19 protein-coding genes are annotated in these 21,863 nt (G+C 70.1%); 17 read left to right on the forward strand and 2 right to left on the reverse strand.

Annotation, left to right across the window (positions count from 1 at the left end):
- The first annotated feature begins 2 nt into the window (after positions 1 to 2).
- The 12 genes from ACFV6H_RS00995 (at position 3) to ACFV6H_RS01050 (ending at position 15,042) form a co-directional block, all read left to right on the forward strand.
- Positions 3 to 920 carry a sortase gene (locus ACFV6H_RS00995; protein ID WP_385536985.1) on the forward strand — a complete coding sequence of 306 codons (918 nt, stop codon included), beginning with the start codon at positions 3 to 5 and terminating at the stop codon, positions 918 to 920.
- 107 nt (positions 921 to 1,027) lie between these two features.
- Positions 1,028 to 1,840, forward strand: coding sequence for a phosphate ABC transporter ATP-binding protein (locus ACFV6H_RS01000; protein ID WP_384976270.1), 813 nt, complete (start codon positions 1,028 to 1,030; stop codon positions 1,838 to 1,840).
- A 359-nt stretch (positions 1,841 to 2,199) separates the two neighbouring features.
- Positions 2,200 to 2,547 (forward strand): hypothetical protein, encoded by a 348-nt coding sequence (locus ACFV6H_RS01005; RefSeq protein WP_093604571.1) that lies wholly within the window; start codon positions 2,200 to 2,202, stop codon positions 2,545 to 2,547.
- Positions 2,548 to 2,759: 212 nt separating this feature from the next.
- Positions 2,760 to 3,794, forward strand: coding sequence for a phosphate ABC transporter permease subunit PstC (gene pstC / locus ACFV6H_RS01010; protein ID WP_384784256.1), 1,035 nt, complete (start codon positions 2,760 to 2,762; stop codon positions 3,792 to 3,794).
- Positions 3,795 to 3,897: 103 nt separating this feature from the next.
- Positions 3,898 to 5,163 carry a phosphate ABC transporter permease PstA gene (gene pstA / locus ACFV6H_RS01015; protein ID WP_384975963.1) on the forward strand — a complete coding sequence of 422 codons (1,266 nt, stop codon included), beginning with the start codon at positions 3,898 to 3,900 and terminating at the stop codon, positions 5,161 to 5,163.
- Positions 5,160 to 6,905, forward strand: coding sequence for a phosphate ABC transporter substrate-binding protein PstS (locus ACFV6H_RS01020; RefSeq protein ID WP_385536991.1), 1,746 nt, complete (start codon positions 5,160 to 5,162; stop codon positions 6,903 to 6,905). The genes pstA and ACFV6H_RS01020 overlap by 4 nt, the downstream gene beginning before the upstream one ends.
- Entirely contained in the window at positions 6,902 to 9,433 is a 2,532-nt protein-coding gene (locus ACFV6H_RS01025) for a hypothetical protein (protein WP_385536995.1), read from the forward strand. The genes ACFV6H_RS01020 and ACFV6H_RS01025 overlap by 4 nt, the downstream gene beginning before the upstream one ends.
- A 252-nt stretch (positions 9,434 to 9,685) precedes the next feature.
- Positions 9,686 to 10,783 carry a hypothetical protein gene (locus ACFV6H_RS01030; protein ID WP_385536998.1) on the forward strand — a complete coding sequence of 366 codons (1,098 nt, stop codon included), beginning with the start codon at positions 9,686 to 9,688 and terminating at the stop codon, positions 10,781 to 10,783.
- Between the two features lie 217 nt (positions 10,784 to 11,000).
- A complete protein-coding gene (locus tag ACFV6H_RS01035) occupies positions 11,001 to 12,446 on the forward strand; it encodes an Ig-like domain-containing protein (RefSeq protein ID WP_385537002.1) in 1,446 nt (481 codons plus the stop codon).
- Positions 12,447 to 12,666: 220 nt separating this feature from the next.
- The gene (locus ACFV6H_RS01040; RefSeq protein ID WP_384784268.1) at positions 12,667 to 13,608 is read left to right on the forward strand and encodes a sortase; all 942 of its coding nucleotides are present in this window, start codon (positions 12,667 to 12,669) and stop codon (positions 13,606 to 13,608) included.
- A 21-nt stretch (positions 13,609 to 13,629) separates the two neighbouring features.
- A complete protein-coding gene (locus ACFV6H_RS01045) occupies positions 13,630 to 14,481 on the forward strand; it encodes a phosphate ABC transporter ATP-binding protein (protein WP_384784270.1) in 852 nt (283 codons plus the stop codon).
- 18 nt (positions 14,482 to 14,499) lie between these two features.
- Positions 14,500 to 15,042 carry an HIT family protein gene (locus ACFV6H_RS01050; protein ID WP_385537006.1) on the forward strand — a complete coding sequence of 181 codons (543 nt, stop codon included), beginning with the start codon at positions 14,500 to 14,502 and terminating at the stop codon, positions 15,040 to 15,042.
- 16 nt (positions 15,043 to 15,058) lie between these two features.
- On the opposite strand, the gene ACFV6H_RS01055 is transcribed toward ACFV6H_RS01050, so the two are convergent.
- Complete coding sequence (locus ACFV6H_RS01055; RefSeq protein ID WP_385537009.1) at positions 15,059 to 16,276, reverse strand: MFS transporter; 1,218 nt, start codon at positions 16,274 to 16,276, stop codon at positions 15,059 to 15,061.
- Positions 16,277 to 16,399: 123 nt separating this feature from the next.
- On the opposite strand from ACFV6H_RS01055, the gene ACFV6H_RS01060 reads away from it, so the two are divergent.
- Positions 16,400 to 16,864, forward strand: coding sequence for a MerR family transcriptional regulator (locus tag ACFV6H_RS01060; RefSeq protein WP_385537012.1), 465 nt, complete (start codon positions 16,400 to 16,402; stop codon positions 16,862 to 16,864).
- On the opposite strand, the gene ACFV6H_RS01065 is transcribed toward ACFV6H_RS01060, so the two are convergent.
- Positions 16,800 to 17,156 carry a hypothetical protein gene (locus ACFV6H_RS01065; RefSeq protein ID WP_384975948.1) on the reverse strand — a complete coding sequence of 119 codons (357 nt, stop codon included), beginning with the start codon at positions 17,154 to 17,156 and terminating at the stop codon, positions 16,800 to 16,802. The genes ACFV6H_RS01060 and ACFV6H_RS01065 overlap by 65 nt on opposite strands.
- Positions 17,157 to 17,280: 124 nt before the next feature.
- Between ACFV6H_RS01065 and ACFV6H_RS01070 the strand changes: the two genes are divergently transcribed.
- The 4 genes from ACFV6H_RS01070 (at position 17,281) to ACFV6H_RS01085 (ending at position 21,858) form a co-directional block, all read left to right on the forward strand.
- On the forward strand, positions 17,281 to 17,724 hold the full coding sequence (locus tag ACFV6H_RS01070) for a response regulator (RefSeq protein WP_384784280.1): 444 nt from the start codon (positions 17,281 to 17,283) through the stop codon (positions 17,722 to 17,724).
- Between the two features lie 115 nt (positions 17,725 to 17,839).
- Positions 17,840 to 18,952: an ArgS-related anticodon-binding protein NrtL gene (nrtL, locus tag ACFV6H_RS01075; RefSeq protein WP_385537016.1), complete on the forward strand. Its 1,113-nt coding sequence runs from the start codon at positions 17,840 to 17,842 to the stop codon at positions 18,950 to 18,952.
- 101 nt (positions 18,953 to 19,053) lie between these two features.
- Positions 19,054 to 20,448 carry a diaminopimelate decarboxylase gene (gene lysA, locus ACFV6H_RS01080; protein WP_385537019.1) on the forward strand — a complete coding sequence of 465 codons (1,395 nt, stop codon included), beginning with the start codon at positions 19,054 to 19,056 and terminating at the stop codon, positions 20,446 to 20,448.
- A 108-nt stretch (positions 20,449 to 20,556) separates the two neighbouring features.
- Positions 20,557 to 21,858, forward strand: a complete 1,302-nt coding sequence (locus ACFV6H_RS01085) for a homoserine dehydrogenase (protein ID WP_385537023.1) — start codon at positions 20,557 to 20,559, stop codon at positions 21,856 to 21,858.
- Positions 21,859 to 21,863: the final 5 nt, after the last annotated feature.

Genomic DNA, 21,863 nt, shown 5'->3' on the forward strand with positions numbered 1-21,863 from the left:
CGGTGACTCAGGAAACCCTGGAGCGCCCGCCGAGCGCCCCACCGGCCGGCCGGGCGCGCGACCAGCGCCCGGCCGGCCCGGCGCTGCGCGCCACCGGCACCGCGCTGAGCATCCTCGCCGTACTGCTCCTCGCGTTCGTCGCGAATCTGGGGCCGCTTGGCGATCTGCGCCACGGCCGGGACCAGCAGGTGGCGAACTCCGCCCTGCGCGGAGAGCTGGCCAACGCCACGGCGCCGGTCGGGCCGCGCGACCAGAACGGCGAGCCGCTGGCCCTCGGCACTCCGGTCGCGGTACTGGAGATCCCGCAGCTCGGTCTGCGCAAGGTCATCGGCGAGGGCACCACCGCACAGGTGCTCGCCACCGGGCCGGGACACCGCAGGGACACCGTGCTGCCCGGCCAGCCTGGCGTCAGCATCGTGATGGGCCGTCAGGCCGCGTACGGCGGACCGTTCGCGCATCTCGACGAGGTCAGGGCCGGTGAGACCTTCACCGTCAGCACCGGCCAGGGCCGGCACACCTACAAGGTGCTGGGTGTGCGCCGGGAGGGCGATCCGCAGCCGCCCGCCCTCGAAGCGGGCAAGAGCAGGCTCACGCTGATCACCGGCGACGGCCATGCCTTCCTGCCCGGCGGACTGCTGCGGGTGGACGCGGATCTCGTCTCCGCCATCCAGCCCGGCGCCGCGCCGCTGTATACGACCGTCGCACTGCCCGCCGACGAGAAGCCGATGGCGATCCAGACGTCCGCCTGGATGCCGCTGGTGCTCTGGGGCCAGGGCCTGGTGCTCGCCGCCGCGGCCCTGACCTGGATACGGGCCCGCTCGGGCCGCCGCGAGTCCTGGGTCATCGGCGTACCCGTACTCGGCGCGCTCGGCTTCGTCGTCGCGGACCAGGCCGCGCTGCTGCTGCCCAATCTCCTCTGACCGCCGGGCTTCCGACCGCCGGGCCTCCGGCCGCCGGAGCCCTCAACCTCCCAGCAATCCCATGCGACCTCGAAGGACATGACGTGACCGCCTCCACCTCCGACACCATCCCACTTCCGTCGGCGGGGACTCCCGCCCCGGGCACCGCCGCCGAGCTGGAGGCGCGCCGCGTCTCGGCCTGGTTCGGTGACCACAAGGTGCTGGACCGGGTGTCGCTGACCATGCCGGCCGGAGAGGTCATGGCGCTGATCGGTCCCTCCGGCTGCGGCAAGTCCACCTTCCTGAGGATCCTCAACCGGATGCACGAGCTGATCCCGTCGGCCGCGCTCGCCGGCGAGGTGCTGCTCGGCGGACGGGACATCTACGCGCCGGAGCGGCGGCTGACCGACGCCAGGAAGGAGATCGGCATGGTCTTCCAGAAGCCGAATCCCTTCCCGGCCATGTCCGTGTACGAGAACGTCACCGCGGGACTGAAGCTCACCGGTGTCCGGCTCGGCCGCGACGCCAAGGACGAGCTGGTCGAGCACTGTCTGACGAAGGCCGGTCTGTGGAACGAGGTGCGCGACCGGCTGCGCCAGCCCGGCGGCGCGCTCTCCGGCGGCCAGCAGCAGCGGCTCTGCATCGCCCGCTCACTGGCCGTCAGACCGCGCGTGCTGCTGATGGACGAGCCCTGCTCGGCGCTCGACCCGACCTCCACCCGGCGGGTGGAGGAGACGATCAAGGAACTGGCCGGCGAGGTCACCGTCGTCATCGTCACCCACAACATGCAGCAGGCGGCCCGCGTCTCCGACCGGTGCGCCTTCTTCCTTGCCGAACAGGGCACTCCGGGCGGGATCGTCGAGCACGGCGACACCACCGCGATGTTTCACAGCCCGACCGATCCCCGCACCTCCGACTACGTCAACGGCCGCTTCGGCTAGGCCCTTTCGGCTGGGCACTTTCGGGCCGAAGGCCCCATATACCGGACGCCCGTCGGGGTGCGTTCGAACGCGCGTCACACCGGGCGCTCCCGCCCGGTGTGACGCGCGTAGTTCGTTGCGATAGAACGCGGTTTCCCACCTTTTTCCCGATGTCTCCTGGTGGCCTGGCCGTAACCAAGGGGCAACTTCCTGGCGAATCATCCCGCCAGGTAGTCGGTTGAATCCCACGTGTCACGAACGTCTCACTAGGTTGCACCTGCTGCTCCAAAGGCCGTAACCGCGGCCCGACTGGGACGAGTGGCAGGGGTGGGGACATGGGATCGCCCGATGAGACCGGGAGATTACGGAGCGCCGCCGGCGTGCGGTGTCAGACCGACATCGACGCCGACGGCCGCTACGGATGGCGCGTCGTCGCACAGAACGGGCGTGTGGTGGCCGTATCGGCAATCGCTTTCGCCACGTACGAGCGGTGCCGCGCCTCCTTCGAGGAGGTCTGCCGACAACATGCGGTCCTCACCGGAGGTGTCCAGCACACGCAGGAGAACAACGGCTGGATGTGGATCGTCAGGAACGAGGTCGGACAGCGCACCATAGTCTCCGCGCGCTCGTACGAGCGGTACTCGACCTGCCGGGCGGCCTACGCCCGCTTCCGCGATCTGCTGCGGGAGTTGGGCGAGAGTGGCGAGTTCCCGTGGAGCGGCCGTTGAACCCGAAGCGCTGATCCGGTGAAGCTGAAGCGGTGATCCGGTCCTCATGCGCACAGGAGTCTGGCGCCGCGCACGGTTCTTCGCACGCCACTTGCACACGTTCGTAACCGGAAGTTGCCTCTAGGGCGCCCCTCGTTCATAGGAAGGTGCCCACGTGTCAACCGCGCCCCGTGAGCGTCTTGGTTGTGCTGAGACGAACAAGGGAGCGAACTGTGGCCGCCGGGGTGACCGGTGGGCCTTTCGACGGTGATTCCGGCGAGATGCCGGCCGTCGACAGTTCACGCGTGCTGTACGCCGACCCCGGGCTGCCCGACCGGATCTTCCGCGGGGTGGCCCGAGGCGGCGGCGGCCTGGTCCTCGCCGTCATGCTGCTGGTCGGCGGCTTTCTGCTGTACCGCGCGTGGCCGGCGCTCGACCGGGCCGGCTGGTCCTTCCTGACCACCGAGTCCTGGGAGCCGGACGCGGGAAGTTTCGGTATCGCGGCCGTCATGGTCGGTACGGTGCTGATCGCCCTGGTGGCGATCGTGGTGGCGGTGCCGCTCGCGGTCGGCGCGGCGCTCTACATCTCCGAGTACGCGCGGCCCGGTATCCGCTCCACGCTGATCAGCGTCGTGGACCTGATGGCGGCCGTGCCCAGCGTGGTCTACGGACTCTGGGGGCTCTTCTTCTTCGAGGGCGCCATCCTGCCCACCGCCCGCTGGATCGCCACCTATCTGGGCTGGTTCCCGCCGTTCAGCGTGGTCGGCGTCGACCCGAACGATCCGCTCTCCACCGCGACCGTCTACACCTCCTCGACACTGATCGCGGGCATCGTGGTGGGCTTCATGGTCGCGCCCGTCATCTGCTCGGTGATGCGTGAGGTGTTCACCCAGGCTCCGGCCGGTGAGCGCGAGGGCGCCTATGCGCTCGGCGCCACCCGCTGGGGAATGATCCGCAGCGTCGTCCTGCCGTTCGGCAAGGGCGGCATGATCGGCGGCACCATGCTCGGTCTCGGCCGGGCCCTGGGCGAGACCATCGCCGTCTATCTGATCATCTCGCCGGTCTTTGTGATCCAGTGGCACATCATCCAGAGCGGTACCAGCTCGGTCTCCTCGCTGATCGCGCTGCGGTACGGAGAGGCCAGTCCCTTCGCCATGTCCGCGCTGATGGCGGCCGGCCTCGCGCTCTTCGTGATGACCCTGATCGTCAACTTCGCCGCCTCCTCGATCGTCGCCCGCAGCCGCTCCGGCGCGGCGAGCGACGCGTAGCGCCGTGACCGGGCCGGTTCACCGGGCCCGTCCGGCCGCAGGTCCGCCGCCCGCCACTCCACGCCCGCTTCTCACGCCCGCCTCTCAAAGGGATTCACCCGCTATGACCCTCGCACCCGAGACGCCGCCGTCCGTCACGGCGGAACGGCGCACCGTGCTGCCCGCGAGCCGGCCGCGGCCCGCCGAGCCGGGCGGCGAGCGGCGGCGTTCCCTGGCGCTGGGCCGGGCCTCGGACACCTATGCGCTGCTGGGCGCGGCCGTCGCGGCCGTCGGGCTGACCGCGCTGCTCTTCGTATGGCTGCTGCCGTTCAACGGCGCGGTCGGCTTCGTCTGCGTCGGGTACGTGATCTTCCTCGCCCTGTATGCCCTGCTGGTCTCCTTCGACGAGGACGGCGCGACCGTACGGGACCGGCTCGCCGGCGTCGTCGTCCGCACCGCGGGCCTGGTTCTGCTCGCCGCCCTGGCCTTCGTGATCGTCTACACGCTCTGGGAGGGCCGCAAGGCACTGCCTCATCTCAACTTCTTCACCGAGGACATGAAGCTCTCGGGCCCGCTCGAACCGCTGAGCGTGGGCGGCATTCTGCACGCCGTCGTCGGCACACTGGAGCAGATCGGTATCGCGCTGGTGCTCACCGTGCCGACCGGGCTGCTCTGCGCTGTCTTCCTCAACGAGGTGCCGGGACGGTTCGCGCGGTTCGTCCGTACCGTCGTCGAGGCCATGACCGCGCTGCCGTCCATCGTCGCGGGCCTGTTCATCTACGCGACCGTGATCCTCACCCTGGGCACCGGCAGGTCGGGCCTCGCCGCCTCCCTCGCGCTGGCGGTGATGATGCTTCCCATCATCATCCGCGCCTCCGACGTGGTGATCAGGCTGGTGCCCGGCACGCTGCGCGAGGCCTCGTACGCGCTGGGCACCTCGCGCTGGCGCACCGCCTGGCATGTGGTGCTGCCCACCGCGCGCTCGGGCCTGACCACCTCGGTGATCCTCGGCACCGCGCGCGGAGTCGGCGAGACCTCTCCGGTGCTGCTCACGGCGGGCTTCAGCGCCGAGATGAACGCCGATCCGTTCGACGGATCGCAGGTCTCGCTGCCGCTGGCCACCTTCGAGTTCGTCAAGTCGCCCGAACCGAACATGATCGCCCGAGGCTTCGGCACCGCGGCGACGCTGATGGCCCTGGTGCTGCTGCTGTTCATCGCCGCCCGGATCATCGGCGGGCGCGCGCCGGGCCAGTTGACACGCCGTCAGACCCATCGGCGGGTGCTCGCCTCACGCCGTGACGCCGAGCGCTTCGCCACCCGCACCCGCACCGGTACGGACGGCCACAAGCCGGCCGCACCCTCCGCCACACCCTTCAGGAGTTCCCCGTGAGACCCGCGACCGTCTCCCGACTGGCCATGGTGCTGGCCGCGCTGCTCTGCGCGCTGCTCGCCGTAGGCCCGCCGCCCGCCTGGGCGGTGACCTATCCGAAGATCAACGGCGCGGGCTCCACCTGGAGTGCCAACGCGCTCGACCAGTGGCGCCGCAATGTCGCCTCCAACTTCGGTATGACCGTCAACTTCGCCGCGACCGGATCGTCCAACGGCCGTGAGCAGTTCAAGAACGGCACGGTCGACTTCGGTGTCTCCGAGATCCCCTACGGGCTCAAGGAGGGCGGCGTCACCGATGTCCCGCCGCAGCGCGGTTATGCCTATATGCCGATCGTGGCCGGCGGTACGGCCTTCATGTACAACCTGAAGATCGGCGGCAAGCGGGTCACCAATCTGCGGCTGTCCGGCGATGTCCTCGCCAAGATCTTCACCTCGAAGATCACCATGTGGAACGCGCCCGAGATCAGGGCGGACAACCCCGGACTCACCCTGCCCGCACGCAGGATCGTCCCGGTCGTACGCTCCGACGGCTCCGGTACCACGGCGCAGCTCACCACCTGGCTGTCCAAGGAGCACAGCTCGACCTGGAACGACTACTGCGGACGGGCCGGCCGTGCCACGCCGTGCGGTCTCACCTCGTACTTCCCGGTGGTGCCCGGTACGTCGACGATCGCCAAGTCCGGATCCCTCGGTGTCTCGGGCTTTGTGAAGCAGGGCCAGGCCGAGGGCGCGATCACCTATGTCGAGTACTCGTACGCGATCGCGACCGGCTTCCCGGTGGCCAAGGTGCTCAACGATTCGGACTACTACGTGGAGCCGACCGCGTCCAGCGTCGCCGTGGCCCTGCTCGACGCCAGGATCAACCCGGACAAGAACTCGACCAACTATCTGACCCAGATTCTCGACGGCGTCTACCGGTCGGGGGACAAGAGGTCGTATCCGCTCTCCAGCTACAGCTACATGATCATTCCCACGTCGCTGACCGGTGAGCAGAATCCGATGACCGAGGCCAAGGGCCTCTCACTGGGCACCTTCGCCAACTACTTCCTCTGCGACGGCCAGCAGATGGCCGAGGAACTCGGCTACTCGCCGCTGCCGAAGAACCTGGTCCTGGCGGGCTTCGAGCAGGTCAAGCGGATCCCGGGCGCGCCCAAGGACAAGGTCAACATCAACTCCTGCCGCAATCCCACCTTCTCCTCGGACGGGACCAACACGCTCGCCAAGAACGCTCCGCAGCCCAAGGACTGCGACAAGCGGGGCTCGACCCAGTGCTCGACCGGCACCGCGGGCGCCAAGGACGAGTCCACACCGGTGAAGCCCTCGGCGCAGGGCACCAACGGCGGTTCGGGCAGCGGCGGTTCTGGCGGCGGCACGGGCGGCACCGGCGGTACGGGAGCGACCGGCGGTACGGGCGGCACCTCGGCCGGCACCGGCGGAGCGGCTGCCTCGGGCGGCGCCACGGGTGGCGCGTCCGGCTCCCAGGACCCGGCCGCGGCGGCCGGCGCCTCCGGCGGGACGATCGACCCGGACACCGGCGAACTGATCACCAATGACGGCGCGTCCGGCGGCGGTGACTCCTCGGTCGTCGCGAACCCGGTCACCCTCGCCTCCGGCGAGGCATCGGGACTGCGTGGCGCGCTGATGGCGCTCTCCGCCCTGCTGCTCGTCGGCGTGATCGTCGGCCCGCCGCTGACGGCACGCGCGCTGGCCGCGCGGACACGCCGTAGGGAGGGATCGGGATGAGCGTGCGCGGCATGCCCGTCTCCCGGCGGGTGAAGACGGGTCTCGGCGCGCTGGCCGGCGCCCTTCTGCTGGCCCTCGTACCGCTGCCGTCCGGACCTGTCCAGGCGGCGGAGGCGCCCGAGATACGGGCGGCGGACGCCGACGCGGAGGACTCCGCGATGACGCTGAGCGGCAAGAAGGGCCCGTACGACGACTTCTCCGACCTTGAGGTGACGGTCCACCAGACCGAGAACCTGCGTGCGCAGGGTGTCGAGGTGACCTGGAAGGGCCCTGAGACGTCGACGTCCACGGACTACATGAACTTTCTCCAGATCATGCAGTGCTGGGGGGACGGCGCCGCGGGGCCCGAACGTGAACAGTGCGAGTACGGACTGAACAACGCGAGCGACCGCAACCTGGGCCTGCGAACGCTGCCCAAGGGCACGGATCCCCTGGAGCGGAAGTACGCCGAGGCCCCGGCGGGCAGCAACCCGTTCGTGCCGTTCCAGCCGGTGGTCGGTGAACCGACCGACACGAACACCGACGCGACGTACTTCAGCAACAACGACACGAACGCCCAGCCCTACCTGCGGATGAGGCAGGACGGCACCGGCGAGGCGGTCTTCGAGGTGAAGTCGGCACTCGAAGCCCCGTATCTGGGCTGTGGTGAGATCGACCCGGCTGCCGGGCGGACGACGCCCCGGCGGTGCTGGCTGGTCGTCATCCCCCGTGGCACACACGATCCGAACGGCTCCTCCGAGGTCAGCACGGGGCTGACGACCTCCGCCCTGAGCCAGACCAATTGGGACCAGCGGATGGTCTTCCCGATGGACTTCAGTCCGGTGGGCGACACCTGTCCCGCCGACAAGCAGGAGCGCCGCGTCATCGGGTCCGAGCTGCTCACCGACGCCATCACGTCCTGGCAGACGCAGTTGTGCTCGGGCGCCGACGCGCGGTTCTCCTTCAGCCAGTCCGGCGAGGACTACGCGCGCAGACTCATCGAGAATCCCACATCCACCTCGCCCGGAACGGCCATCACCGTGGCGCCGGTCGAGGGCGGGACGGAGGTCGTGCACGCTCCCGTGGCGGTCAGCGCTCTGACGGTCGGCTTCTTCTGGGAGGACGGGAACGCCGGGCAGGTGCGTGATCTCAAGCTCAGTCCACGCCTGCTGGCCAAGCTGCTGACCGGTTCGTACCCCTACGACATCCGGGAGATGACCTTCCAGGATCCGGTTCCGGACCATCTCAAAACAAATGCGCTGTCCCTCATTGTCGATCCGGAATTCAGAAAGCTGAACCCGTATTTCGACCGTGACACGGCGCCTCAGCTCGGGCCCAACGCGATAATCCTTCAGGCCGGTAATTCGGACGTCAATGCCCTGATCTGGCGCTACCTCCAGTCGGACACCGAGGCCCGGGAATTCCTGGAGGGGAAGCCGGATCCCTGGGGCATGAAGGTGAATTCCTTCTATCTGCCGCTGGGTCTTGACAAGGACGCCCCGATCGACTTCCCGAAGGCGGACCCGACGCTCACCGAGGTGTCGATGACGACCGGGGACGAGATACGGAAGATCTCGTACGGCCAACTGGAGAAGTCCCCCTATTCCAACGACATGCACAACGGGGCGCTGAAGGTCCGGCGAGGTTCCAACGGGGCGACCTTCCAACCCGCCCAGGACGTCAGCGCACCCAGCGGCGTCAAGCTCGTGGCACCGAACGTCATCCCGGGACAGCGCAAGGCGTACGCCTTTGTCGACGCCGTGTCCGCGATGCGTTACGGGCTGAATTTCGCCGCGCTCCCGAACGCCGACGGTGTGTATGTCAAGCCGACCGCCGACGCCCTGCTGAAGGCGGTCGACCGTATGCCCGACTCGGCCGTGGCGGGAGTCAAGGCACCGACGCCGGCCACGGCGAAGAACGGCGCCTATCCGCTGACGGCGGTCGCGTACGCCGTCGCTCCGCTCGACCAGCCCGCGGACGCGCGCCGGGACTACGCGCGGCTGATCCGGTACGCGGCGGGCCCCGGCCAGACCTTGGGGCTGGAGCCCGGAGAGCTGCCGCCCGGGTACGCGCCGATGCCCAAGACGATGCGTGACCAGGCTCTTTCCGCCGCCGACCGGCTCGAACGCGGCAAGCCGGCCGACCCGGACGCCCCGCCGTCCGACGAGAACTCGGTCGCCGGCAGCAGCGGTGGCGGCAGCGCCGCGGCCGAAGAGACCGGCGGATCCACCGGCGGTGACGGCTCGGGCACCACGGCGGGCGCCGGGGACGGCGGAGCGACGGACGGAGGCGCCGGAGCCGACGGCGGTACGCCCGATCCGTCGGACGCGCCGGGCGCGAGCACGGGCTCGGGCACGGGCGGCTCGGGCAGTCCCGGCCCGGCGAACAGCGGTCTCGCCTCGTCCGGCGGACTGACTCCGGGCGAGGTGCTGGGCATCGTCCGGTGGGTGCTGCTCGGCGTCCTGGTCGCGGGCGGTGTCGCCGCGCTGGCCGGTCCCGTACTCCTGCGGCTCTCCGTACGGCGGGCGGCGACGGGCGGCTCCGGATGAGCTGACGGGACCGTGGCCCCGGAATTCCCGGAGCGGCGATCCGCCCTCCGGGAATTCCGTGTAACCACCGGTGAATTCCCTAGGTGTCACCTAGGAAATGCTCCCGTAACCTTTTAATTCAATGGAGTTGGTGGTCCTGCGGGTGGGGATGCGGAAATGTTCATGGTGCCGGCCGACGGGTCGGCGGCACGAAATCCGGATTCCTCTTGACCATCCAATGCTCGCAATCCGTATTCACGGAGGAGAACAGAAGTGAACGTCAAGTCCCGTATTCGCGTGGCTGCCGCTGTCGGCGCCGCCGCTCTCGGTCTGAGCCTGTTCGCGTCCCCCGCGTCGGCCGACCCGGTCAACCCCACGACCGGTGCGGCGGAGTTCCGCCAGCTCGTCGGTGTGGGTTCCGACACCACCCAGGACGTCGGCAACGGTCTCGGCCTGGCCATCGCCGACCCCAACAACTCCCCCAGCCCCCGGCTGATCGCCTCGTACAACGCGACGGGCACCACGCCCCCCACGCCCATCAAGACCCGCGCCCTCAACTGTTCCATCACCCGGCCGAATGGTTCCTCGGCCGGTATCGACGCGCTGCGTGCCGACCTCTCGGCCCCGGCCGGTCCCACCAAGAACTGCATCGACTTCGCCCGCTCCTCCCGCGGCCCGGTCGACACCACCACCAGCAACCGGCTGACGTTCGTTCCGTTCGCCAAGGACGCGGTGACCGTCGCGGTCCGTTCGAACAGCCTCCTCAACGACGGTGTGGGCTTCACCACCGCCCAGCTCACCGACATCTACAACTGCGTTCCCGCGGCGCTCACGCGTACCTACTCGACCCCGAGCGGCCCCGTGACCATCACGCTGAAGCCGCTGCTGCCGCAGTCGGGCTCCGGCACCCGCACCTTCTTCCTGGAGAAGATCGGTGTGACGACGCCCGGCTCGTGCGTCGACGGCACCGTCCAGGAGCACGACGGCACCGCGCTGACCGACCCCGGTCACCTCGCCCCGTACTCCATCGCCCAGTACATCGCCCAGACCGGTAGTGTGCCGGGAGTGCCGGACCGTCACGGTGTCACGGTCCTCACCCGGGTGAACGGTGTCGCGCCGCGCGTCGCCGGCAAGCTGAACACCGCCTTCCCGTACGCCCGTGACGTCTACAACGTCGTCCCGACCGCCCGGCTGAACGGCGGCACCACCCCGGACGCGGACCTCATCAGCGCGTTCGAGACCATTCCCGCCACTCCCACCACTCCCGCCGTCATCGCCAAGGTCTGCGCCCAGACGGCCACGATCGAGCAGTACGGCTTCGGCACGATCGGTGCCGCCTGCGGCGGCACCAGCATCAAGGGCGAGCGCTGATGACCCGGGGCGGGCACTGACCACGGTCTCCGCCCCGGTTCTTCACCGAGCACTCTCCACCGTACGAAGGCCGGGCACTCATCGGGTGCCCGGCCCCGCGGCGTATCCCGAGGCCGTCCGACTGTCCCATCCCTTGTCCATCCGATATCCATCCGAACCCGGCACCTGTTGACCGACATTGGTACCTCGTGCCCGACACCCCGTGGGGGACCCGACCATGACACGCCTCGCGCGAGCGAGAACACTTCCGGCGCTGCTGATGTGCTGCGCCCTGCTGATGGGTGCGGCAGCCGCCGTACTCGGCGCCGCGGCCACCGCGAGCGCGGCGGGCCGGCTGGGTGATCTGACCCTCAGCAAGACCTCCGGAAGCATCACCGACGACCCCTTGGTCCCGCATGTGACCACGGACGTGCCGTGCCCGACAGGCCAGGGCGACGCCGTGCAGTTCAAGGTGGTCCACCCGACGAACGGATCGCGTACGAGTCTCGGCCAGGTGAGCGCAGGCGGCTATGACACCGCGCCCGTGGACACCGACCTGCCGGTGTGGGGCACCTCTCTCGGTGGGGTCCTCATCGGCTGGTTCGGCAGTGACCCCCATGACGGCACCTACACGCTCCAGCTTGAGTGCCCCAACTGGGACGATCCGAACGCGTTCTCCTTCTTCAGCACGACCATCCAGGTCACGGGCGACACGTGGGCGGTGCCTCAGGCGGAGGCCACCAGTGTCGAGCTGACGGCGGTCCCGGCGACCGGGTCGAACCTGGGCGACACGGTGACCTTCACGGCGAAGGTCACGCCCGCCGTGGCGGGTGACTTCACCCTGACCGCGCAGCAGCTCAACGCCGAGCCGATCGAACTGGGCAGCAAGGCGGCCGAGAACGGCAGCGCCGTGTTCACCACCACGGCCCTGCCCCTGGGACTGATGAACATCGGGGCGCAGTTCACGCCCGCCGACCCGGACGCCTACACCGGTTCGGTCGGATCCATCACCGGCTACACCGTCCAGCCGGCCACGGACCCGTCCGGCCCGCCGTCGGGCTCCCCGTCGCCCAGCGACTCCGAGTCCCCCGAGGAGCCCGCCGAGCTCGAAGTCGTCGACGCGGACGGCAACCCGCTGGGTGAGAACCCGCCCCTGGAGGCTGGTCAGAAGGTCGCCATCACCGCCCGCGGCTACTCCGCGAACGCCACGGTGAAGGTCTCCCTCTCCGACAGCGAGACGGCCTTCGCCGACGCCACCGCGGACGCCGACGGCATCGTGCAGGGCTACGACTTCACCGTCCCGGACGAGATCGCCGACGGCGACCACACGCTGACGCTCGCCGAGGACAAGGCGGACGGCCACAGCGTCGCGTTCGCCTTCACCACCGGCGAGGTGGCCGACCCGGACCCCAGCCCCGAGCCCAGTGACAGCACCGGCGTGGACGGCGGTACGACGGACGGTGCGACCGGTGGCGACACCGGCGGCTCGGACACCGGCGGTACAGGCGGTTCGGACGGCGGCAGCGGTGGCGGAGACGGCTCTCTCGCCTCCACCGGTACCGGTGTCGCGGCGATCGGCCTCGGCTCGCTGGCACTGCTCTTCGTGGGCGCGGCCTTTGTGGTCAGCGCGCGGCGCAAGGGCCTGCTCACGTTCGCCGCGCCGTCCGGTACGCCGGTCGACTGACGCGCAACGGCAGACGGAACGCGCGGGCGAGGGCTTCCGGGGGCAGACCGTATGCCTGCCCCCGGGCCCGCGCTCGTATCCGTAGTACCGGAGCCGTGCCCGTACCGGTGCCGCCCGTACGCCTGTACCGGTGGCGGCACCCGCGATCCGGCCCATCCCCTCCGCTCGCCACCCACCGCCCTACCACCACTCCATCCCGAGAGCGAGGAGCGCAGCCACCGTGGCCGTTCTGATATCGCCGCCCTCCGCCTCCGCCCCGCAGGCCGGGCCCCGACGGCCCGTCCAGCGCGGGAAAGGCGCCCCGACCGCCACCCGTCCCGGCCTGGCGCTGACCGGGGCCGCGCTGTGCGTGCTCGCCGCCGTGCTGCTCGGCTTCGCCGCCAATCTCACCGTCGTCGGGCATCTCAAGCACGCGCGCGACCAGCAGGTCTCGTACGACGAGCTGCGCAAGCAACTCGCCGAGGGCACCGCGCCGGTGGGCGGGCGCGATGTCGAAGGCAAGCAGCTCGCGCTCGGCGCGCCCGTCGCGCTGCTGGACATCCCGGACCTCGGTGTCCACGAGGTCGTCGGCGAGGGCACCACCTCGGGTGTCCTGATGTCCGGGCCAGGCCACCGCCGTGACACTCCGCTGCCGGGACAGGCCGGCACCGCCGTGATCATGGGCAGGCTGTGGGGATACGGCAGTCCCTTCGCCAATCTCGATCGGCTCCCGGTGAACGCCACGATCACGGTGATGACCGGTCAGGGCAAGGCGGAGTACCGGGTCACCGGCGCCCGGCGGGCCGGTGACGCGCTGCCCGCGCCCAGCACCGATCCGAACCGGGGCAGGCTGACACTGATCACCGCCACCGGGCCCGCGTACACGCCCTCGGGAGTGCTGCGCGTGGACGCCGAACTGACCAGTCCCGTACAGCCCAGTCCGCCGCGCGACCGGCCCTCCGGCTGGATCGGTACGGCGGAGGAGGCGCTGAAGGGCGACAGCGGAGCCTGGCTCGCGGTCTTCCTCTGGATCCAGGCGCTCTTCCTCGCCGCGCTGCTCGCCGCCTGGACACAGCGTGTCTGGGGCCGCTGGCAGACCTGGATCTGCGCCGTGCCCGTACTGGCCGCCCTGGGCCTGGCCTGCGCCGGCGCCGTCACCCGCCTTCTGCCCAACCTGCTCTGAAACACCGGGAGTTGATCCATCATGACCGCCACCACCTCGCAGCAACTCGCCGACACCGTGGGCCTGCCCGCGGTGGGCCGTGACACCGGCCGTGACACCGCCGCCTCGCTGGAGGCCGAGAGCATCTCCGCGTGGTTCGGCGACCACAAGGTGCTCGACCGTGTCTCGCTCACCATGCCCGCGCACGAGGTCACGGCGCTGATCGGCCCGTCGGGCTGCGGCAAGTCGACCTTCCTGCGCATTCTCAACCGTATGCACGAGCTGATCCCGTCCGCCGGTCTCGCCGGACGCGTGCTGCTCGACGGCGGCGACATCTACGACCGCGGGCGCCGTATCACCCATGCCCGGCGCCAGATCGGCATGGTCTTCCAGAAGCCCAATCCGTTCCCGGCCATGTCCCTGTACGACAATGTCGTGGCCGGACTCAAGCTCAACGGCATCAAGGCCCACCGCGACGGCAAGGACGACCTCGTGGAGGAGTGCCTCACCAAGGCCGGCCTCTGGCGCGAGGTCAAGGACCGCCTCCGCCAGCCGGGCGGCGCCCTCTCCGGCGGCCAGCAGCAGCGCCTCTGCATCGCCCGCTCCCTGGCCGTACGTCCCAGGGTCCTGCTGATGGACGAGCCCTGCTCGGCCCTCGACCCGACCTCGACGCGCCGTATCGAGGAGACCATCGCCGAACTCAGGTCGGAGGTGACGATCGTCATCGTCACCCACAACATGCAGCAGGCCGCCCGGGTCTCCGACTCCTGCGCCTTCTTCCTCGCGGAACAGGGCACGCCCGGAGTCATCGTCGAACACGGCGCCACGGACGCGATGTTCAACAGCCCGCAGGACCCGAGGACGTCCGACTACGTCAACGGCCGCTTCGGATAGGCCCGATAGGGTTTGGGCGTGTCGACGGAACGCCGGGCCATGGATCTTGAGCAGTACGAGCGGCAGGCGCGGAGCGGGCCCTGTTTTGTCTGCGCGTTTCTGGCGGGCGAGCCGGGCTATCGGCATGACGTGGTGTACGAGGACGACGAGCATGTCGCCTTCCTCGATCGCTGGCCCACCCTGCCCGGGAAGGTACTGGTCGCGCCCAAGCGCCATGTCGAGCATGTCGTCCGTGACTTGGACGAGGCCGCGTACAGTCGGCTGATGCTGTTCGTACGGGCGGTGGCGCTGGCGATGGAGGATGTGCTGAAGCCCGAGCGTACGTATCTGCTCTCGCTCGGCAGCCAGGAGGGCAACGCCCATCTCCACTGGCACATCGCGGGCCTGCCACCGGGCGTGCCGTACGGGCGGCAGCAGTATCACGCGCTCATGGCGGAGAACGGAGTCCTGACCGTAACGCCGGAGGAGAGCGCCGAGTTGGCGGGACGGCTGCGCCGGGCGGTCAGTGCGAGGCTGTCCGCAGAGGCCGAGGCGGAGGCCCAGGCGGACGGGCCGGTCTGAGGTCCGGCCCCGGCTTTCAGCGTGGTGGGAAGGCGTGGCGGCGGGAGGCCCTGACTGTGGTCAGGGCCACGGTGATCAGTGGCAGTGCGGTCCAGGGCAGTGCGCCCGCTCCGGCGTCCGCGCTCTCCAGGACGACGCCGCCCGCCAGGGATCCCGCCGCGATGCCCGCGTTGTAGACCGTCGTCTGCATCGACGTCGCCACATCCGCCCGCCCGGGCCCCGAGATCCGTACCAGCGCGGTCTGCAACAGCGTGGGCGCTCCGCCGAAAGCGACGCCCCATGCCGCGACAGCGGCCAGCAGGACCACCGGGCTGCGCCCGAAGAGGCCCAGCGCGAGCATCGCCGCCGCGATCAGGGCCAGGGCGCCCAGCAGCGTCCGCCGTGGATGACGGTCGATCAGTACGCCGACGAGCCAAATCCCGGCAACCGTGGCGAGCCCGAAGACGAACAGGACCAGGCCCGTACGGCCGAAGCCGGAGCGCTCGGTGAACGGCGCCATGTACGTATACATCGCCTGGTGGCCCAGCAGCAGGAGCAGCGTGATGGTCAGCACCGTCCGGATGCCGGGCATGGCGGCGATACGCCACAACGGAACGCGTTCCGAGGCCGGTTCCCCGGGAAAGTCCGGGACCCGCCACACCACCCAGCCCACCAGCACCACCGCCAGCACGGCCACCGTCGCGAAGGCCGTCCGCCAGCCCGCCAGTCCGGCCAGGGCCGTGCCCGCCGGGATGCCGAAGGAGAGCGCGACCGTGATCCCGGCCAGCACGATCGCGATGGCGCGGCCCCGGCGCTCGGCCGGGACCATACGGGCCGCGTAGCCCGCGAGCATCGCCCACAGCGTGCCGCCCATGACACCGGCCACCAGCCGCGCGCCGAAGGTCAGCGCGTAGCTGGACGAGAGGGCGGTGACGGCGTTGCAGAGCGCGAAGCCGGCCAGCGTGCCGATGAGCACCGGACGCCGGCGCAGACCGCGCAGCGCGGCGGTGAGCGGAATGGCCGCGAGAAAGGAGGCGGCGGCGTAACCGGTCACCAGGAACCCGACCCGGCCCTCGGACACGCCCAGGCTCCGGCTCATCCCGGGCAGCAGCCCGGCGGGCAGCAGTTCGGTCAGTACGGCGGTGAACGCCGCGGTGAACAGGGCGAGCAGCCCCAGGAGCGGCAACCGTGCGGGCGTGGACTCCGCCTCGGTGCCGGAGCCGACTGTCGATGCGTCTCTCGATGCGATGGACATGCGAGCATGGTGAAACCTTCACACCAGTGTGAAAGCAAGCCCGGCTCTGCAAGCACGGCCCTTCAAGCCCGGCCCCAGGAGGCCCTCGCCCTTTGAGGCCCGATCCCGCACGGAGCGAGCGCCATGAAGATCGGTGAACTCTCCCGCCGTACCGGCGTCCCCACCCGGATGCTGCGCTACTACGAGGAGCAGGACCTGCTCCACCCGGAGCGCGCCGACAACGGCTACCGCTCCTACGACGAGCCCGCGGTCCACCGCGTCCAGCAGATCCGCGGACTGCTCGACTCCGGCCTCACCACTGAGATCATCCGCCGCATCCTGCCCTTTCTGGACAAGCCGGACGAGATCCATCTCCACCCGGAGTGCCTCACGCCCGAGACCGCCGCCCTGCTGCGCGGCGAGGCGGAGCGGATCCAGCAGCGCATCGACTGCCTGGCCCGCAACCGCGACGCCATCCACGCCTACCTGGCCGCCGTCCTGTCGGCCTCTGAGGCCTCGTCTCCCTCTCCTGCGGCTCCTGCCCCTACACCGGGTCGTTCGGGCGCGACATCCGGAGAGCCAGTTCCCGCAGAAGCGCCTCCGACGTGATGTCCGTACGCCCGCTGTCATGGACCTCCGCCAGCTCGGAGTAGACAAAGCTGAATGCCCCGATGAGCTGCATGATCGCGGGCAGCGCCGCCTCGGTCACCGCGTGCGCCGCCTCCAGCGGCGTGGCCTCGGGAGAGACCGTGAACGACGGGAAGACCTCGGCGAGCAACGACCCGATCTGGCCCGCTCCCGACTCGGCGCCGGTGGCCGAATCCCGGTCGGCGGTACGGATCCACTCCGCGGACTGGGTCAGAATGCCGATGGCCCTGAGAACGACTTCGCTCTGTTCCATACGGAGAGCCTAGGCGGGCCGCGCCGCGGCGCCCGTGCCGTCCGCCGACCGCCCGCCGGCCGGACGCCGACCGGAAGTCGGTAAAACCCGGACGCGGCCCCGGAGTCCGACCTACTCTCGACATGTGTCAGGCGCGTCCGGCCGGGTGCTTGTCGTGGACGACAACAGAGTCATCCGGCAGCTGATCAGGGTCAATCTCGAACTGGAGGGTTTCGAGGTCGTGACCGCGGCCGATGGTGCCGAGTGCCTGGACGTGGTGCACGAGGTCATGCCCGATGTTGTCACCCTCGATGTGGTGATGCCGCGCCTGGACGGACCTCACACGGCAGCGCGGCTGCGCGCGGATCCGCGGACGAGACGGCTGCCGATAGCGATCATCAGCGCCTGTACGCAGTACGAGGTGGAGTCCGGTATCGCCGTCGGTGTGGACGCCTTTCTGGCCAAGCCCTTCGAACCGTCCGAGCTGGTCCGTCTCGTACGGCGACTGACCCACCAGGACGCGCCGCCTCCGCTCGACCTCGACGGCAGACACGGAGCGGCGGGCCACGCGGAAAGCGCGCGGGGCTGACGACGCCGGTCGGCCGGGGCGCCCGGAGCCTCCGAGGCCATCGGGCCGACCGCATCCTGACCGCATCGCGAAACCGGTTCGCGGAGTGGCCCCCCTCCTCCCCTACGCTGGTCCCGTGACCCCCGCAGAACTCTCCCGAACCGTGCGGCACGCCGTGTGCCGCGCGGTCGAGGACGACGTCCTGCCGGGGCCCGTACCCGAACGGATCACCGTCGAGCGCTCCCGTCCCGGCGGCCTCGGCGACTACGCCTCCAATGTCGCGCTGCGGCTCGCGGGCCCGGCCGGACGCCCGCCGCGCGAGATCGCCGAGATCCTGCGCAGCCGCGTCGACACGAGCCACGGCATCGCACGCGTCGAGATCACCGGGCCCGGCTTTCTGAACTTCACGCTCGGCCGGGACAGCCGGGCCGATCTGGTCCGTACGATCCTCGGCGATCCCGCCCGGTACGGACACGGCGACGCGCTCGCCGGTACGGCCGTGGCCTTCGCGACAGCGCCCGACGGCGATTCGCGCGCCCGCGTCTGGACCGACACCGTCGTACGGCTGCTCCGCAGCCAGGGCGCCGAGGCGGCCGTCGTACCGGGCGCCATGGAGCGCCTCACAGTCGTACCCGCAGGCCTCGACTCCGGCACCGGCCCCGACGATCTCTTCGCCCGGCTCGGCCATGGCGCCGCGCACTGGGCGCTGCTGCGGCCCGCCGCCCATGACCGTCCGTACACGGGCCCGGAGCTGCTCGTCCAGCGCGAGAGCAACGCCCTGTTCCGGGTGCGGTACGCGTACGCGCGCGCCCGCGCGCTCGTCCGCAACGCGGCGCACCTCGGCATCCCGAGCGGCATCCCGAGCCAGTACACCGACCTTGACGCGCACTCCGACGCGTACGACACCGAATCCCCCGGCCGTGACAGCGCCGCGCAGGCCACCAAGCAGGCCACCACACAGCCCACCGCGCAGGTCACCGTCACCTCCGCCCTGTTCACCGCCCTCGGCAACCATCCCGCCGTCCTCGAAGCCGCCGCCCGGCTGCGCGCGCCCGACCGGCTCGCCCGCCATCTCGAACACACCGCGGAGGCGTTCCTGCGCTTCCAGGAGATCTGCCGTCCGCTGCCGCTCGGAGACGAGAAACCCTCGGCCGCCCACCGCTCCAGGACCGCACTCGCCGAAGCCGCCGGAGCCGTGCTGGCCGGCGGCCTGTCCCTGCTCGGCATCGATGCCCCAGAACACCTCTGACCGCTGTGACACATGTCGCACGTCGACGCATGTCGACGCCTGTCCCACGTCCCGGACACACCGCACAAGCACACCTCTGAGAGAGCCAAGAGAGCCACGAGATGAGCCGTTCCGCACACCCCGCAGGCCCACGTCACGCGGATGTACTCCCCGAAGGCCACTACACCGCCCCGGCCGCCGATCTGAACGTCCTGGACGAGAAGGTCTGGTCGCGTACGGTCCGCAGGAACGAGGACGGCGTCGCCACCGTCGCCGGTATCGAGGTGACCAGGCTGGCCGAGGAGTTCGGCACGCCGGCGTACATCCTCGACGAGACCGACTTCCGCGCGCGCTGCCGCGCCTGGTCCGATGCCTTCGGCGCGGACGCGGACGTGTTCTACGCGGGCAAGGCGTTCCTCTCCCGGGCCGTGGTCCGCTGGCTGCACGAGGAAGGGCTCAATCTCGACGTGTGCTCCGGCGGTGAACTCGCCACCGCGCTCGCCGCCGGAATGCCCGCCGAACGCATCGCCTTCCACGGCAACAACAAGTCGCTCCAGGAGATCGAGCGCGCCGTCTCCGCCGGTGTCGGCCGTATCGTCCTCGACTCCTTCCAGGAGATCGTCCAGGTCGCGCATGTCGCCCAGCGCCTGGGCACCCGTCAGCGGGTGCAGATCCGGGTCACCGTGGGCGTCGAGGCCCATACGCACGAGTTCATCGCCACCGCCCACGAGGACCAGAAGTTCGGTATCGCGCTGGCCGGCGGGCAGGCCGCCGAGGCCGTCAGAAGGGCGCTCACGCTCGACGGTCTCGAACTGATCGGCATCCACTCGCACATCGGCTCGCAGATCTTCGACATGGCCGGCTTCGAGGTCTCCGCCCGCCGTGTGGTGCAGCTTCTCGCGCAGGTGCGCGACGAGCACGGTGTGGAGCTGCCCGAGATCGACCTCGGCGGCGGCCTCGGGATCGCGTACACCTCCGAGGACGATCCGCGCGAGCCGCACGACATCGCCAAGGCGCTCAGCGACATCGTCACCCGTGAGTGTGAGTCCGCCGGGCTGCGCACACCGCGTATCTCCGTCGAGCCGGGCCGCGCGATCGTCGGGCCCACGGCCTTCACGCTCTACGAGGTCGGCACCATCAAGCCGCTCGAAGGACTGCGTACCTATGTCAGTGTGGACGGCGGCATGTCCGACAACATCCGTACGGCCCTGTACGACGCCGAGTACAGCGTGGCGCTCGTCTCGCGCCGCTCCGACGCCGAGGCGATGCTGACGCGTGTCGTCGGCAAGCACTGCGAGAGCGGCGACATCGTCGTACGGGACGCGTTCCTGCCCGCCGATCTGGCGCCCGGGGATCTGATCGCCGTGCCCGCCACCGGCGCGTACTGCCGCTCGATGGCGAGCAACTACAACCACGCGCTCCGGCCGCCCGTCGTCGCCGTCAAGGACGGCGGGGCCCGGGTGATCGTCCGGCGTGAGACGGAGGAAGATCTTCTGCGTCTCGACGTCGGAGAGTGAAATACATGTCTCGCAATCTGGACAGAGGGCAGAAAGCCCCGTCCGGTGAGTGAGACTGGTTCGGATTCCTGCTTGAAAAGGCTGTGATGGATGAAAGGCGTAGGTCGGATGATGCGTACGCGTCCGCTGAAGGTGGCGCTGCTGGGCTGTGGCGTGGTCGGCTCAGAGGTGGCGCGCATCATGACGACGCACGCCGACGACCTCACCGCCCGGATCGGTGCCCCGGTGGAGCTGGCCGGAGTCGCCGTACGGCGCCCGTCCAAGGTCCGTGCGGGCATCGATCCCGCCCTGATCACCACCGATGCCACCGCCCTGATCAAGCGCGGTGACATAGATGTGGTGGTGGAGGTCATCGGCGGGATCGAGCCCGCCCGTACGCTCATCACCACCGCGTTCGAGCACGGCGCCTCCGTCGTCTCCGCCAACAAGGCGCTGCTCGCCGAGGACGGTACGACGCTCTACGAGGCCGCCGAGCGGCACGGCAGGGACCTGTACTTCGAGGCGGCCGTCGCCGGTGCCATACCGCTGATCCGGCCGCTGCGCGAGTCGCTCGCCGGTGACAAGGTCAACCGCGTCCTCGGCATCGTCAACGGCACGACCAACTTCATCCTCGACCGGATGGACTCCGCGGGCTCCGGCTACTCGGAGGCGCTGGACGAGGCCACCGCCCTCGGTTACGCCGAGGCCGATCCGACCGCGGACGTCGAGGGCTTCGACGCCGCCGCCAAGGCCGCCATCCTCGCCGGGATCGCCTTCCACACCCGGGTCCGGCTGGACGACGTGTACCGCGAGGGCATCACGGAGGTCACCTCCGCCGATCTGGCCTCCGCGAAACAGATGGGCTGCACGGTCAAACTCCTCGCCATCTGCGAGCGGGCCGCCGACGGCCGCTCCGTCACCGCCCGTGTCCATCCGGCGATGATCCCGCTCAGCCATCCGCTGGCCTCCGTGCGGGAGGCGTACAACGCGGTCTTCGTCGAGGCCGACGCGGCCGGACAGCTCATGTTCTACGGTCCCGGCGCCGGCGGCGCACCGACCGCCTCCGCCGTACTGGGCGATCTGGTCGCCGTCTGCCGCAACCGGCTGAGCGGCGCCACCGGCCCGGGCGAGTCCGCGTACACACGGCTTCCCGTGAGCGGTATGGGCGAGGTCGTCACGCGCTACCACATCAGCCTCGACGTCGCCGACAAACCTGGCGTACTGGCCCAGGTCGCCACGGTCTTCGCCGAGCACGGCGTATCCATCGATACGGTGCGCCAGAAAGGCCGCCAGGACGGCGACGGCGAGGCAGCCCTCGTCGTCGTCACCCACCGCGCGCCCGACGCCGCCCTCTCCGGGACCGTCGAGGCGCTGCGCAAGCTCGACACCGTGCGCGGTGTCGCCAGCATCATGCGTGTTGAAGGGGAGTAAGGGAC

This window comes from Streptomyces sp. NPDC059743, from assembly GCF_042732975.1.
GTDB lineage: Bacteria > Actinomycetota > Actinomycetes > Streptomycetales > Streptomycetaceae > Streptomyces.